11 protein-coding genes are annotated in these 15,951 nt (G+C 41.2%); 6 read left to right on the top strand and 5 right to left on the bottom strand.

Features of this window, described 5'->3' with window-relative positions:
• Positions 1 to 76: 76 nt before the first annotated feature.
• Positions 77 to 277: a hypothetical protein gene (locus tag V7K69_RS17695; protein ID WP_335036579.1), complete on the bottom strand. Its 201-nt coding sequence runs from the start codon at positions 275 to 277 to the stop codon at positions 77 to 79.
• A gap of 140 nt (positions 278 to 417) precedes the next feature.
• Between V7K69_RS17695 and V7K69_RS17690 the strand changes: the two genes are divergently transcribed.
• Both V7K69_RS17690 and V7K69_RS17685 read left to right on the top strand, forming a co-directional pair.
• A complete protein-coding gene (locus V7K69_RS17690; RefSeq protein WP_194044144.1) occupies positions 418 to 558 on the top strand; it encodes a hypothetical protein in 141 nt (46 codons plus the stop codon).
• On the top strand, positions 533 to 724 hold the full coding sequence (locus V7K69_RS17685) for a hypothetical protein (RefSeq protein WP_335036577.1): 192 nt from the start codon (positions 533 to 535) through the stop codon (positions 722 to 724). Before V7K69_RS17690 ends, V7K69_RS17685 begins: the two co-directional genes overlap by 26 nt.
• A gap of 265 nt (positions 725 to 989) precedes the next feature.
• On the opposite strand, the gene V7K69_RS17680 is transcribed toward V7K69_RS17685, so the two are convergent.
• The 3 genes from V7K69_RS17680 to V7K69_RS17670 form a co-directional block, all read right to left on the bottom strand.
• Positions 990 to 2,486 (bottom strand): aldehyde dehydrogenase family protein, encoded by a 1,497-nt coding sequence (locus V7K69_RS17680; protein WP_335036575.1) that lies wholly within the window; start codon positions 2,484 to 2,486, stop codon positions 990 to 992.
• A gap of 252 nt (positions 2,487 to 2,738) precedes the next feature.
• Complete coding sequence (locus V7K69_RS17675) at positions 2,739 to 3,461, bottom strand: cyclase family protein (protein WP_335036573.1); 723 nt, start codon at positions 3,459 to 3,461, stop codon at positions 2,739 to 2,741.
• Positions 3,462 to 3,854: 393 nt separating this feature from the next.
• On the bottom strand, positions 3,855 to 6,662 hold the full coding sequence (locus tag V7K69_RS17670; protein WP_442936155.1) for a PAS domain S-box protein: 2,808 nt from the start codon (positions 6,660 to 6,662) through the stop codon (positions 3,855 to 3,857).
• Positions 6,663 to 7,616: 954 nt separating this feature from the next.
• Here V7K69_RS17670 and V7K69_RS17665 point away from each other — a divergent pair.
• The 4 genes from V7K69_RS17665 (at position 7,617) to V7K69_RS17650 (ending at position 15,595) form a co-directional block, all read left to right on the top strand.
• A complete protein-coding gene (locus V7K69_RS17665) occupies positions 7,617 to 10,157 on the top strand; it encodes a proteasome protein (RefSeq protein WP_335036568.1) in 2,541 nt (846 codons plus the stop codon).
• Positions 10,158 to 10,308: 151 nt separating this feature from the next.
• Positions 10,309 to 11,133, top strand: coding sequence for an Rpn family recombination-promoting nuclease/putative transposase (locus V7K69_RS17660; RefSeq protein ID WP_335036566.1), 825 nt, complete (start codon positions 10,309 to 10,311; stop codon positions 11,131 to 11,133).
• Between the two features lie 232 nt (positions 11,134 to 11,365).
• Positions 11,366 to 14,341: a molecular chaperone gene (locus tag V7K69_RS17655; RefSeq protein WP_335036564.1), complete on the top strand. Its 2,976-nt coding sequence runs from the start codon at positions 11,366 to 11,368 to the stop codon at positions 14,339 to 14,341.
• A 162-nt stretch (positions 14,342 to 14,503) separates the two neighbouring features.
• Complete coding sequence (locus V7K69_RS17650) at positions 14,504 to 15,595, top strand: hypothetical protein (RefSeq protein WP_335036562.1); 1,092 nt, start codon at positions 14,504 to 14,506, stop codon at positions 15,593 to 15,595.
• A gap of 87 nt (positions 15,596 to 15,682) precedes the next feature.
• On the opposite strand, the gene V7K69_RS17645 is transcribed toward V7K69_RS17650, so the two are convergent.
• A complete protein-coding gene (locus tag V7K69_RS17645; protein WP_069071239.1) occupies positions 15,683 to 15,862 on the bottom strand; it encodes a high light inducible protein in 180 nt (59 codons plus the stop codon).
• Positions 15,863 to 15,951 lie beyond the last annotated feature (89 nt).

Below are 15,951 nucleotides of genomic sequence, written 5' to 3'. Positions count from 1 at the left end.
TCGAATTTTACTACCTTAGGGCCGTTATAAATGTGTATGTATGCTTCTTCTGTCGGGGCACAGAAGACTAAATTCTTTAACCATAGACAGCTTCAGGGCGGATAATCAAATCACCACTGGGACGGCGATCGATTATGTAAGCAGAGAGGCGATCGCTATTCACATCTAAATGCCGAGCAACCCGCTCCTTCACCGCCACATCATTCATCCCTGCTGCAATTCCCAATTGGGTTTTTGGGATATCAACAGAACGTCCTTCAAATCGAATATGAACCATTCCAATCACCTCTTGTTTTAATTACGAATTACGAATTACGTAGCTTGCTTCTCGCTTTTGGCGAGTATTACGAATTCGTATTAGTGGATCTGATCGGGATTGAACCGATACCCTCCCTGTGAGAGTTACACTCACACCTCATGCAAGTTGAAAAAGCTGTGGTAACACCGCAGGAATTGAACCTGCAACTTATCGTTTTAGAGACGATCGCTCTACCATTGAGCAAGTATGTAAGCTTTTTCTGTCAGGGCACAAGTGACATCCGGGATCTCTACCGTTAGAGCTACAGACCCAAGTTTGGATGATTGCGATGCTCTAAGTGAGGTTATTGCAACCTTCAATAGAAGTCAAAGCAAATGGAGCCGTCGGGAATTGAACCCGAATCCTGCAACCGTCCGTTTGTTGGCTTCGGAGCAGTCGAACACCAATCGCGGCCCCAAACAGTAGCATCTATGCAATTGTCTAGCTTCTGATAGGTTTTAGTTTTGCCTTTGAGGAGGCTTTTCTTTTCATACTACAAATGTAATACAAGCTCTACATAATGTCAAGGGGATACTACAAATTTTGCAATCCAATGCGTGCTATTTAGATTCTCTCTTCTAAAAGCCTTACTCCCCTTCCCTTGTAGGGAAGGGGCTGGGGGTTAGGTCTTTTTAAATGGTCTACTCAACTGAAAATGGTGTACTCAACTGAAAATCGCTGTATTACTAAATTAACTGCGGTTATCTATCTGAGCGCGTTGCAAACTTCCAGAAAAGTCAACATAAACACTTTTCCATTCTGTGAAAACATCCATTGCAGTAGTTCCAGCTTCGCGGTGTCCGTTACCGGTTTGTTTCACACCCCCAAAGGGCAAATGTACCTCTGCGCCGATAGTAGGGCCGTTAATATAGGTGATACCTGCCTCGATGTCACGCATGGCAGTAAAAGCCCGGTTGATATCGCGGGTGTAAACTGAAGAAGAAAGTCCGTAATTGCTATCGTTGAGAATTGCGATCGCTTCCTCAAAGGAACTAACCTCAATTAATGCCACCACTGGCCCAAATATCTCTTCACGGGCAACTCGCATATCGGGAGTTACATCATCCAAAATAGTTGGTTGAAAGAAGTAACCATTTTTCAATGAGCCTTCATTGGCAATTTCTCCACCAATTAAAACCTTTGCACCTTCCTCACGGGCGATATCCAAATACTTGCTTACCTGTTGGAGTTGTTTTGCATTGATAATCGGGCCAATATCTGTGTCGGTATCAGTGCCAGCACCCAAGCGTAACTTACTAGTACGCTCGTAAAGCATGGCGGTAAATTTTTCTTTGATATCACGATGCAAAATCAGGCGACTAGTAGCCGTACACCGTTGACCGGTTGTTCCAAAAGCACCCCACACCGCACCATCTAAGGCAAGTTCCAAATCGGCATCTTCCATCACTATTTGGGCATTTTTACCACCCATTTCCAGACAGACACGTTTGTGAGTGCGTCCACAAGTAGCGCCAACAAAAGCACCTGTTTCTGAAGAACCGGTAAACGATACCAAATCTACATTGGGATGCTCAACTAAAGCTTTCCCCGCTTCTTCTCCTACACCATGCACCAAGTTAATTACTCCTGGTGGCAAACCTGCTTGTTGGAAAATTTCAATCAATTTAGTTGCACAGGCGGAGGTATCTTCAGCAGGTTTAAGGATGACTGTATTACCACACACCAAAGCTGGCATAGCTTTCCAGCAAGGAATTGCTACAGGAAAATTCCAGGGAGTAATTAAGGCACAAACTCCGATAGGCATTCGCACAGTCATAGCGAATTTATTAGACATTTCCGATGGTGTAGTTTGCCCAAATAGTCGCCGTCCTTCGCCAGCACTATAAAAGGCGCAGTCAATACCTTCTTGCACATCTCCCCTAGCTTCTGTCAGAGGTTTACCCATTTCCCGACTGATTAACTGGGCAAGTTCTTCTTTATGCTGAAGTAATATTTCCCCGACGCGAAAGATGTATTCTGCCCTAGCTGGGGCCGGGATTGTGCGCCAACTGCGGTAGGCTTTACGGGCTGCGGCTACTGCTGTATTTACATCATTAACTTGGGAACGGGGGAATGTGGCAACGATTTCGGTTTTGTTCGCAGGGTTGCGACTTTCTAAAGTTGCTTCCCCTACAGCATTTAACCATTGACCATCGATGTAATTGCGGCAAGATAGCGGAGTTGTCATCTTAAAAATCCCCGGCTGATGATCGAGTGAAACTTGTGTACTGATACCACTTCTATATGAGAAACGAACCGCAAAGGACGCAAAGAACACAAAGAAAGAAACAATAAGCCAAGAAAATTTCGCAAGACTCTGCGTACCTTTGCGTTTACTTTGCGTTCCTCTGCGTTAAAAAACGCTAAGATTTTACACAAAGCTGTACTAAGTTTGCTTGCTTTCTAGGTTATCCTCAAGTTTAAAAAATTGGTATAAAAATTAAGGCACTAACGCCAAGACACCCACAGGAGAGCCAGAACCACCACGCAACCGCAGAATCCCGATCGCTAGAGTAGTACCTTTGGGTGGTAACTGATCCAAATTGGTGAGATTTTCCAAAACAATACGCGGTTTTTCCAATACCAAACGATTAGTAGCAAAAGTGTTATCCTGTCCTGGGTCTACACCATGAGTATCAATTCCTACCCCAGCAATTTGCCGTTCCTTCAATAAGAATTGAGTCGCATCGCTACCAAACCCTGGAAAATGAGCAATACCTTGAGCATCATGATTTAGAAATGCACTTTTATCAAACCACTTTTTTTGCCAACCAGTATTCAGTATAACTACGCAGCCTTGAGAAATCTCGCCGTATTCTTCTTCCCAAGCCACAACATCAGCAATAGTCAGGGCATAATCAGAATTCACGGCTGTGGCTTGACGAATATCTATGACCACCGCAGGTACAACCAAAGATTGGGCGGGGTATTGGTCAATTCCCATACTATAGCTATGAAAGCTGTTAGGAGCGTTGATATGGGTAGCGCTATGTTCCCCCAAAGTTAAACGTCGGAGGTAATAGCCATCATTATTTAGTTCAGCTACAGTTTCAAATTCTACTGTCGGATCTCCAGGCCACTGGGGAATATCTATGTCAATCACGTGACTTAGATGAATAACGCGTGTGTAGGTGATACTATTTTGACTTTGGGGTTGTATCATCCCAGCCTTCTACTTTACTTGTATTCAGGGATTTTTTTAAGGGTGCGATCGCCTGGGTTGGGCTATGCCGACGCAAAGATAGTACTACCATTACAGAGTAATTAAATAGATCGGCGCAATTAAAGCTAACTGGCTAAGGCTGTCATTTGTCCTTTGTCATTAGTAAAGATTTTAAGCCTATTTACATTTCGTAATATACTTGGATTTTTTTTGCGACAACTTACTTAAAGTGTAATATTTCTAATCCTAACCCCCCATAATAGTACAAATAATCCCCCCAATTCCTGTAAATTTTAGGTTTTTGGGGGGTCAAATGTTGCAGCAAAAAGTGAATTAATCTTAGTTAACAACCAATAGGTTAACTTTTTGGTTAAGAAAAGATTAAAGTTATATTTATGTTGAAGGTTGCTCATGTAGTGGAATCATGATGACAAACTCTGCACCTTCTCCTGGTGCTGAAATACACTGGATTTGTCCACCATGTTTTTGGACAACAATTTGGTAGCTAATTGACAAGCCCATACCCGTCCCTTTACCTACAGGTTTTGTAGTAAAGAAGGGGTCAAATAAGCGTTTGCGTACTTCTTCAGTCATGCCTAGGCCATTGTCTGCAAAGCTAATGATTACACGGTCTTCTTTGATAAAGGTGCGAATGCGAATCTGAGGAGAAGTTATTTGTCCTTGGTTGTTTATCCTTTGTTTAGAGTTATTTACTAATGACATAGGCGGTTCGCCTTCCCGCAGGGTATGACTACTGACATAGGCGGTTCGCCTTCCCGCAGGGTATGACTCTTCTAAAACATCGATCGCATTTGCCAGCAAATTCATAAACACCTGATTCATCTGTCCGGCGTGACAAACTACTGGTGGTAGGTTGCCGTAGTCTCGGATTACTTGGATTTCGGGATGTCCTAGTTTGGCTTTCAGACGATTTTGCAACAGCAGTAAGGTGCTATCAATACCTTCATGAAGATTTACTGCTTTCGTGCCGTCTTCATCAAGGCGAGAAAAATTGCGTAAAGATAGGACTATCTGCCGAATGCGTTCGGCTCCCATGTTCATAGAATCCAGAATTTTCGGCAAATCTTGCTTGAGAAAGTCTAAATCTATGTTGTAGATTTGTTCGTGAATATCTGGTGTTGGTGGGCAGTAACTCTGTTGATAAAGTTCTACTAAGTGCAATAAATCTTTGGTATATTCACGGGCGTGGCTAATATTGCCGTAGATAAAATTGACGGGATTATTGATTTCGTGGGCAATACCTGCAACCAATTGTCCCAAACTGGACATTTTTTCGGTTTGAATAAGTTGCGCTTGGGTTTGTTGAAGTTCTAGTAATGCTGCTTCTAGTTGCTGGGCTTTGTCTTGGGCTGTTTGAGCAGCAATGCGGCTTTGGGTGTAGAGTTTAGCTTGGTCAATAGCGATCGCTATTTGCACTGTAACTGCCTGTAATAATTCTACTTCGTTGTCTAGCCAAGGCCGGAAGCCACCACAAGAACCACAGCTAAATGTGCCGATTTCGCCAGATTTGGTATGTACAGGTAGCGACATAAAGGCAGTGAAACCAAAATTCCGCAAAAATAGCCGTGCAGTGCCATCGCCTAAAGTCTCAGCATCATTAATGCGGATAATTTCTCTATTCAAGGTTTTGGCGGCGATGAGTTCGATTTCTGCACTAGTTGCTTCTTGCTCGTCAACTAGACAGGGTAAAAAGGAACTTTTCGCTTCGTATACTTTCTCCCAATGGGTAATATCAGCGTCTTGCCGATACCAAAAGAAGGCGCAGCGATCAATCTGGAATAAGTCACGGATCTCCCGCACTGCGGTTTCCACTATATAATTGAGATCCAAGGAAGCTCGAATCTGGTTAGAAAGACGATTCAGTAATGCTTCGCGTTGGGCACATTCTCTGAGTGCAACTTCTGCTTGTTTGCGATCGGTGGTGTCATAGCAAATACCAACGAAGTTTATAACATTACCATTAGCATCTCTAATAGCAGATGAGTTGGTTGTATGCCATCGCCAACTGCCATTTTTGTGTTTTACCCGATATTCAATTGCGTCTTGCTTTTCGGTTGTTGTCGCAATTTTTTGGAAATAATCTGCACAAATAGACACATCATCAGGATGCACAAAGGGAATAAAAGATTGGCCTTCAACCTCTGCAATCTCATGCCCAAAAATTTCAGTCCAGTTAGGAGAAACGTAAGAAAATATCCCTTCAAGTGTCAGCGCAAAAATAACGTTATTAGCGTTTTCAATAATGGTGCGAAACTTGGCATCGCTTTCTATTAATGCTGTTTGTGCTTTTTCGCTGGTGTCGCGGACAAGAACTATGATTTGCTGGTCTGGTAACGGCAATAACCTAGCTTCAAAATTATGATTCCCTTGTGAGAACGGTAAGGTATATTCAAAACTGACTGAAGATTGAGTTTCCAGTACTTGAGTTATTGCTTGCTGAAAGCGATCGCAGATAGCAGTCGGTAGGCATTCTCGCAAACTCTTGCCCTGACAATCTTCTGTTGAAATATACGGATTCTCAATCTTTCCTGGTTTGTAATCCAGAATACTTCCATCAGCATTGATCCGAAAGTACAAATCAGGAAGCACTTGCAAAATCGCTGTAAATTCTGATGTTTTTTGGCGTAACTGTGATTCAACTACTTGGCGTTTTGCAGTTTCGGCTTGTAGTTGCTTTTGTGCTTTTTTTAATGCCGCTTGTTTTTGTTCTGTTAATTTACTAAGACGACGAGATGAAGTTGTAGATGCCGAGCAGTCTTCTCTTAGGGGTAATCGCACTTCTGTTACATCCACACAATAACCGATGTAACCCGCAAAGCTCCCATCTGCTGAAAATCGTGGCGCAGCTGTATCTAAAATCCAGCGATATTTGCCATCAGACCGACGCAGGCGATATTGCCTCTGGAAAGAATTATAGGTTGCAAATGCTTTTAAGTATATATTTTTACATCGTTGTCGATCTTCTGGATGGACGCTACTAGCCCAGATATTGCTTATCTCTTCTCGTCGAGCAGATGCAGACCCGCCTTTTCTGAGATGGATTCCAGTAAATTCCAGCCAATTTGAATTTAAGTAGTAATAAAGTGCATTACATCCAGCCATCCAAATCATCAGAGGAGAAGTGTCTGCCTGCTGGCAAAATACTTTTTCATCATGTTGTATTACTTCCTCTTGAACCATGATTTGGTTAATGTAGCTCTGCACCTTTTTAGAAAACACTTTTGCCTGCCTGCTCTGCCTAAATTATTAAGGTAAATGTCTGAAAATAGAGTTTGTTAATAAAGGGATATCATCTTGATTGCGGCCTGTTATTTTATCTTAATACTTTATTTATTTTTATATCTCCAAGAATTGCTTTTCTCTTGTAAATAAATTAAAAAAATGCTGAAGTTATCATTAAGATTAACTTCAGCATTTTTGGTGAAATTTAAAATATTCATCTGCCAGTAAAATTATTTAACTATGTTTATTTTTAAAATTACCTTGAAATTCATCTGAGCTATGTAATCACATAGCTCAAAACCTTATTTAGCTTCACAAAAACTATATGAGTTGCTATGAGACGATTACATCTTTATCAGAAATTCATAATAATCCATAATTTCATATCAAATAAATATTGATTTTTTCTCAAGAAGAATTCAGCATGAATTAAAGTCCTGGTGACTATAAGTGACGGCTATACAGACTTGTGTTGAGCATCTCGACTTCGCTCGATGGAGCCGGAGTCAAAATACAAAACCCACTTCCGTGAGTTTGAAATTTTTGATTTTTCACGTTTTCCGTATAGGTAAACTTTGCTTGTGTAGTAGCAAATTATATTCACCTAATTTTTTTAGAAATTCTCTGAGACTCACTGGTTTAAAAGGATTTAATACCCATATATATACTAAGGTTTTCCCAGCCATTATGCGTATAAAAATTTACTTTATTTATTCCGAATTTCTTTTCAACTTTTCCTGAAAAACGCGATTTTTCAAGATTGTCTTGACTGTTCAAAATGCTTCATTCCAAAATCGCAAATTAAATGAGAGAGATGCTAAATGTGATATCAACACGTTATAACAATGGCTAGCGATCCTATTTTATATGTTATAAAGCTCACAGAAATTCATGTTAGGCGGGAACTACTTTATGGAACCAGATAAGCTGGGCCGTTTTAAGGAGTACGGCGAATTCATCCTCCGAAAGATAGATTCTGTGCCCCAGCACCCTTCAAAACAAGAAGATTGGGTTCCAGCTAGTCTTGATGATTGTCTCCTGCATTTGCGGTCAGCAGCCCAGAAAACTGTAGACTTGGCAACTTCACCTGTCAAAATTGGGGTGATGGGGGAATTCAGTAGTGGAAAAACTTTACTTTTAGGCAGTCTAATTGGATATGCTGATGCTTTACCAGTCAGTGAAAACCCCACTACAGGTAATGTTACCGCAATACATATCATCCCGCAAGACGACTTTGCAACTACTCAATTAAGTAATTTCACTGTAGAGTATCTTTCTCACGAAGGGGTACATGAGTGTCTACGCTTCATGCTAGGGGAAGCCCATAAACGCACGACAGCAGCAGGACTTCCTCCGATACCAGTATCGAAACTCAACTCTGGCAAAGATATTATTAGCTGGTGTGAGGAGGCTTGGAATAGTAGCAACAATTTGGAGCTACGTTATTTACTCCGGGAGTTGGTATTATTCCTGCGGGCTTATCAAGCTTATGGGGAAGTGATGTGTGGTGGGCACTACCAGATTGATGCTACCACCGCCCGCGAAGGGCTACAGCTGGTTGAACAGCCAATGGCGATCCAAAGTCTAAAATTTGAGGATTTACCGCCAGCGCATATTCGATTACCAAGTCCACCCCAGAGGCTACCAACAAAGTTATTGCAAAATAGCTTTCCACTCATCCGTCGCGTAGATATCGATGTAAAAATCTCACGGGAAATTTGGGATTTTACAGGTGCAGCGAAATTTATTCTCATCGACTTTCCAGGATTGGGGGCTGCTAATTCGGGAGCTAGGGATACCTTTTTGTCACTGCGGGAACTGGCAGAAGTACAAACAATTTTGGTATTGCTAAATGGTAAATCTCCTGGAAGCGATCGCGCCAATAAAATCTTTACCATGATGCAGCAGCAGCGACCAGGACAAGACCTGAAAGATTTAATTCTCGTAGGTGTAGGTCGCTTCGACCAACTCCCCCTAGACAGTGAAGGTGGCGAAAGAGAACTTGACCACCTGATTGAAGATAGCCATTTAAAAGAGGAAACCGTTTTCCAAAAACTCAAAGTTCTGCAAACTACCATTGATGGTGCAGAGGCTTTTACAAGCCAAAAAGACCGCATCGTTTTACTGTCGCCACTGTTGGGACTGGCTGAATTAGCAAAACGTTCTAGTACAGTCAAAGCAGGCTCACCAGATTTTTTGGCTAACTTGGACTATCCTGATTACCTAGATCGGTCTAAACGCCTACAAGATAAATGGGAGCTATTAAGTGAACGGCTATTAGACACCGATCCCCGCAGTAATTTAGGCAAACAGCTAGGTTACTTTGGTCAAGATGGAGGACTTAGTAAGCTGCGGGAATTGATTCAAACCCACGTAGCAAATCATGGTTTGAAGCAACTTTATGAAGATACTCGCAGAGCAGCTGATGTTGTGAGCCAGCAACAAGATCATTTGAAGGACATCATAGATGAAATTCATGAGCAAGGCATCCCTACAGGAGACAGTCCCGCCTTTATCGAGTTGCGCTTTGTCGTCGAAAGCTTGGATAAAATCTACAGGAATTTTCAAAAAGATTTAGGGACAGAACCACTTAAAGATCGGCGCGGTGTTGTCGTCAGTGATGTAGTTAAAGACGAACTCACTTTTAGAATCCTCAATTGGAACCAGTGGACTTTACTCTTCAACAAAGCCAACAATGGAGCGATCGCGCTGGCAGAATCTAAAGGTGCAGCCGGGAAATTATTTGATCGAGGAAACCGTGTAAATACTTCCCTTCCAACTAAAAGCGATGATTTTTATCCAGTCTTTGAGAAAACTGTTAAAGAAGTAGAAGATTTTGCCCGCGATCGCATTCATCAAGCAGTGGTAGATTTGTTGAACCAATTGTCAAATTATGTAGCCCCAGAACGCGAACAATTGCAGGTATTTTTCCATCCAGATATGGAACAACAAATTGAAGAAAAATTTGGTTTTGAAGATGCCGATCTCTTTTACAAATTATTACTAGGATGCGATCCTAACGAATGGAAAGAAGCAATCATCTCGGAAATCACTAGTAAAGATAAAACAGTTGCACCTGAAACCATCTTTCCCTTAGCACGTCAAGACGAGAAACACAACGTTGGTCAAATCTTTGACTGGGCACCAGAAAAAAGCCAAGGTTTACCTAGATCGAGCAATCACCAACTTTTAGTACTGCGGCTGCGAGATGAAATCACTGCTAGCGCTAGTCTCCATCTTGTGCAGTATGTTAGCGAAGTTAATCAGCAAATTAATTCGGAAATAGCAGGTATTTTGGATCAAATTATTCCTAGTTTGCAAAACCTTTCAAAAAAAGAAACTTTGCTGAGATATTTGGCAGCTGGGGACTTACCAACTGAGATAGCGATTCCTACTTGGTTGCAGATTATTTCAGAACTTGCTGCTGTTTCTTACTTAGATGATTTGAGATAAGCTAACTGAGATACGACTTACGCATGAGTTACGGAATAACGAACCGCAGAGGCACGGAGGACACGGAGAAATCAGAGTTTCAGAGATAATTTGCGTAAGTTCTATCAGAAAGTGACTGATTGCGTTCGGCTACGGTTATGAGGATGTATTTGTGAGACGTGATGCGATTTTTTATGCAATTTTCAAACGTGTCCCAGGATTGTTTTTCGAGTTAGTAGAACAGCCACCAGCCGAAGCTAGTAGCTATCGCTTTGAATCAGTTGAAGTTAAAGAACCAACATTTCGGATTGATGGGGTATTTTTACCTCCACCTGATGCAACATCTCAAATGATCTTTTTTGCTGAGGTGCAATTCCAAAAAGATGAGTTACTGTACCATCGGTTTTTCTCAGAATCCATGCTGTATATGTATCGTAACCCGTCGCTTTACGATGACTGGTACGGGGTAATTATTTTACAGTCTCGCAGCTTGGAACCAGAAAAGACTACTATTCACAGATCGTTACTGAACAGTTCCCAAGTACAACGGATTTATTTAGATGAGTTAGGTAGTCCTGATGAGCAAAAAGTAGGTATCAGTTTGATGCAGTTAACTATTGCCTCAGATACTCAAATGGTGCAAGAAGCGAAACGTTTAATTGAGCGGGTGCAACAAGAACAGATAACTGTTTTAGCTAAGGAAGAGATAATAGATGTAATCACAACGATTGCAGTTTATAAATTTGCCAACTTAAGTCGTGAAGAGGTAGAGGCTATGTTAGGAGTTAAGTTAGAAGAAACTAGAGTTTATCAAGAAGCTAAACAAGAGGGACTAGAACAAGGACTAGAACTAGGAATCCAACAAGGAATACAACAAGGACGAGAACAAGCAAAACTTGAAGTTGTCCCTCAGTTCTTAGCTCTTGGTATGTCGATGGAAGACGTTGCCCAATTACTTAATTTAACCATCGAACAAGTAAGACTTGCATCTGAATAATCACAACAATTACTGGTTATAAATTTGCAATTCATACCAATGCCTACTTTGGGCTACGCCTACGCCCTTTCATATAAAAGCGTAGCCCACGTAGATATTGCGCCAAATAAAAAAGCCAGTGCTAAAGAGAATCAATGGTACAAGACCAAAGATTCTCTAAATTTGTAATTTTATGATACAACATTACAGTTTTTAGCCAGCTATAAAACAAACAACAGAAAGTGATACTATAATGAACCCTTTTCAACTCAATAAATATAGCGATCGCGAACCAAGCGAGAAACAACAAAAAAGATTTCCGGGATGGTTTGCTTTAGATTTTGGCACATCGAACTCTACAGTTACACTTTTCGATCCGATTGAAGTACCGATCGCAGAAATTCTCCCAAAAGAACAAGAAATGCGGTTGCGCGATCGCTTATCACAATGGCTGAGTTCTCCCGCTTCAGTCGCTTTACCAGATGTCAGCGATGATGATTGGGCAAAGTTCATCACCGAAATTAGCAAAAACCTAGAGATAGAGCCAACAAAGTTAAGTGAAGTGTTTGAAAGTGATAATAAAGAGCGATTTTTAGAAGCAATTCGCCAAATTGAGCTTTCTTTAGGAAACAGCGAGAGGTTTCGCCGTGCTGTCAGCAAAAAACTTTACCAAATCTATCATGAGGTGTTCCGCGTTCCTACTCTAGAGTCGCAAAATCTGATCCCAGTTGTGCTGGATATCGATCGCCGCGATACGGAAATTCCCAGCGAGTTAGAAATTTCGCAGTTAGGGGACTTAAAACTGCGGATGGGTAGGGAAGCTAGAGATAATCGCAAAAAAGCGATCGCTCAAGGTACAAGTGGTTCTTTAAAGGAAATTATCAGCAGGTTTCACCATTCACCCAAGCGCTATTTTGGTCAGGAGCGATCGTTTTCAGTTATTTTGGATGGTAAAGAAGAAATAATTACTGCAAATCAACTGATTCAATCTGCTTGGGCGCATTTAATCGAGTTAACTGAAGATTACCGCCAACGCGCCCAACGTAGATTTTCCGAAGGAACTTTTTTGACAGCAGTTGTCACTTATCCCACTGTCGCCCCACCAGTTGTTCGCAAAGAAGTTAAGGAATTTGTTGAGCAATTGGGGATCGATGATGTCCAAACTGCTTATGATGAAGCCGTTTCTGTGGCAATATTCTTTTTATGGCGAGAATTTGGCGGTAATCTGAATATTGGGATCGAGTCATTCAAAACTCGTTGCCGTCAAGTCGGAAATAAATGGTCACAAAATGTCCTCGTTTTGGATATCGGCGGCGGAACCACAGACTTAGCTTTAATTGAACTAACTTTAGAAGATAAAACCCCTACTTTTGCTGATTATGAAGACCGGGGTTTAGGAGGACGTTACTATAAACTCACTCCCAAACTATTAGGCTCATCTGGTCATTTACAGTTAGGTGGTGAATTAATTACACTGCGAATTTTTAGATTATTAAAAGTTGCGATCGCAGACTTTTTATTGACAGCAGTAACAACAGGTGATATTGAAAGCGAAAAGCTAGAAGATTTAATTAGCTCTGAGTTAAACGAGCGTTTTTTAGAACAAGGCAAATTTAAAAGTGGCAGTCTTTTAAAATGTCTAGATAAAGAGAATCCAGAAGGTGATATTGCTTACAAAGATGCCCTAGATACTGCCGAAAAAGTATTACCCACTCGTTGGCAACAAACACCCCAACGCCTGCAATCCTTTTATATCCTTTGGGATTATGCAGAAGCTGCTAAACTTAAACTTGGGCAAAAGCCACCAGTAGATAATTCTCTATTAACCTTCACACTTTCCGAACAACAAATTTCCGAACTGCTCACTCAAAGCGCCGTTAAATTGCAAGTCAAAGATCCAAATAGTATCTGTGTCACCCTAGATAACCAGCAATTTGAACGAGCCGCCGTTTCAGGAATTAAAGAAGCGATCGGTATTGCCAAAGGATTGATGGAAAGTCGCTTACGCCCCGATGATCTCATCAAAGATTCTTGGAATTCCCAAAAAGTTGATTGGTTAATTTTGTCTGGAAAAACTTGTAATTTAGACATAGTGCAGCGCCAAATCTACCAAGAATTTAGTAAATCTCCATATTTTGTGTGGAATCCAGAACGAATTACCTTTGTGTTGGAATTTACCAAATTAGCTACCTCTGCCGGTGCTTGCTATGCCGAGAAACTGCGAAGATTGAGATTCGATCCAGAAGAGTCTAAAAGCTTGCTGCGTAAGGGAGCTAACCAACTAGAAATTGATGTCAAAAACCTGTTTTATTATTTGCCTTGCAACTTCAAACGTAAAACCCAAAGTAACGATTTACTAACTATATTTAAAGCTGGACAAGAACTATATCAACTCGCACCTTGGGAAAGTGTCGCCAAAGTTCGGACTGCATGGCAAGGAATCCAATTAACTAATATTATTTACCGTCAAGACTACGAAGATGGAGATTTACGATTATGGGGTAGCTTTGACGGCAAAAACCTCATGAATAAATTGGGAATGCAAGAAGCAGAGTTCCTGAAAAAAATTAAAGTCCAGTTTGAAATTGACCAAACCCTTGAATTTAATGTGTTGCTTTGTCAGGGAAATCCCCATTATTTAATTGATATTCCTGGCATTGATTTGGAATCGGTTGTTTCAGAAACATCACCGCTATTTGCTGATGGTAAATTAAACTGGAATATTGCCGTTGAGCGTTTAAATAAAGATTTAAATGATGGTGATATTGCAGTTAATGTTATTGAGTCCGCAACTGTCGATCAACCAGATGCCTATCATCTTGTGTTTGAAGTAGGAAATGATGGTAGTAAATTGTTCCAAAAATTTCACTATCTGCGCGATGGTGTGACAGAACCAGGAATTGGGTTAATTAGTAATCCTTTACCTCCCTTCCCACAAACTGGCCAGCACACTTTCTATATTTATCAAACAGATGCCCAAACCAACAGCAAAAAATGGATAAGAATTGGCGCACTCAGCAAACCAGATGTGACAACAGATTACCCTTGCCAATATCGGGTAACTCTTGACGACCAAGGTATCCTACGGATGCACGCTGGTGAAGTACCTTATTGGACATCAAACAGTCAAGAATGCCTAAAAGAAGAGGGATGTATTTATATTGCTGAATTAGAATTGCAGCCCAATGAAGTTGATAAGGAACGCGATCCATTTTGCGGTATACATTAACTCTTGCATTAAACCTTTATGTTCCTCTGTGTTGAAAAAATTAAGATTTTTAAACGCAGAGGGGCGCGGAGTATACGCATAGGCGCTTCACCTTCCCGTAGGGTAGGGGCGCAAAGGTTTACCAAGTTTAATTCGCTATAAAAATATTTGGAGGTGATATTCATGCAGCACTTGCGTCAATTATTAGAGATAGAAAACTCACAGTTAGCCCAGTTACTGCGGTTTAGTTTGTATGGACTAGAGGCGACTTTAAATCAGGCTCGCGCAGAATTACCACTAGATCCAGGATCTAAAATATGCGATGAGGTGCTGCAAGAACTTCATAACCTGTTGGAACCTGCACCTCCACAGCAAAATACTGGTTGGGAAGATCCGCCAGAGGATTTAAAACTAAGTCACCTGCGGGAAGCTTTCGATTCTGACTCAGAACTTAATTATTATCTGGGTAATTCCCAATTGCAAAGTACAACGGACTCTGATTTGTGGAATGAGATTCAACGCAAACTGCTGCGAGTACCAGAAGATTTAGCTGCAACTTGGCGATCGCGCACTTTAGATTTAGCCCAAGAAGTTGGTGCGATCGCAGATAATTCTAACCTCTATCAACTTCCCTTTATCCGCGATGAAATTATCTACCCTGGACTTAGTGGTACTGTTCAAGCTCAAGGATTAACCTTGTATCAACAGGCACTTTCAACTTCTAAAATTCCCCAAGGTAATGTATCCGATTTACCAGCAGCATTCCTATTTTTATATATGAATTTTATCGAAATAGACCCAGATTTACATCATGCTTTAAAGAGCGTTTTTAGCTTTGATGTCATTTCCTTACACTGCAAACCAGAACAGCGCGATCAATATATTGATGCTTTAAGCGATCGCTTCCAACGCACCCAAAAAGCTGAGAAAAACACTGATCCCCTGTCAATTCTTCGTGCCTGGATTGACATGGACGAAGCGATACATTCCCTAGTATTCGTACCACCGGCTGAACGCTATTCTTGGTGGGGAAAGCTACAACATGAATCACGGCGCATTTTGAAGAAAGTCGCTGATGAGGCTATTAATACAGGTAATGAAGTGCGAATTCGCCAATTGTCGGGACTTTATGCGGATATCTGTGGTTCATCCAAAGATGATTTACAACTAGACTGTGGTGGTATTCCTGGCGAAGTATTAACTTGTCTGCGAGTATATGCGCGAATTAATCAGGAAGAATCCCCAGGGCGTGTAATATTTCGCTCATCACGGTAAGAGAATTTCCTCATAAAGGAAAGGCAGACGATTTCACGAATCGCTGCCTTGCCTAGTCATCTAATGAAGCTATAAAAACGTTTAAATCTATAGAATGCCCCAGAAGTGTAAAATCCCTTGACCAGAAAAAACTTCAAGCGCAACAGCAGATAAAAAACCAATCATTGCAAAACGACCGTTCCAGTTTTCGCTCTGAGGAGTGAAGCCCCAGCGCAAAGCATTAGGATCTTCTGAAACTGAAGGCGTAGTCTTTTTAACGTCTGCCATAAATAATACTCCGAGCTTTTATGTTGTAACAGTTATAACTGCCTGTAAAGTAATGTAACAGGTTTTTACGAGAATGCAACATAAAATCA

The organism is Nostoc sp., from assembly GCF_036917775.1.
GTDB lineage: Bacteria > Cyanobacteriota > Cyanobacteriia > Cyanobacteriales > Nostocaceae > Nostoc.
The sequence above is the reverse complement of the archived record's forward strand: the minus strand, read 5'-3'. Positions and strand labels throughout refer to the sequence as shown.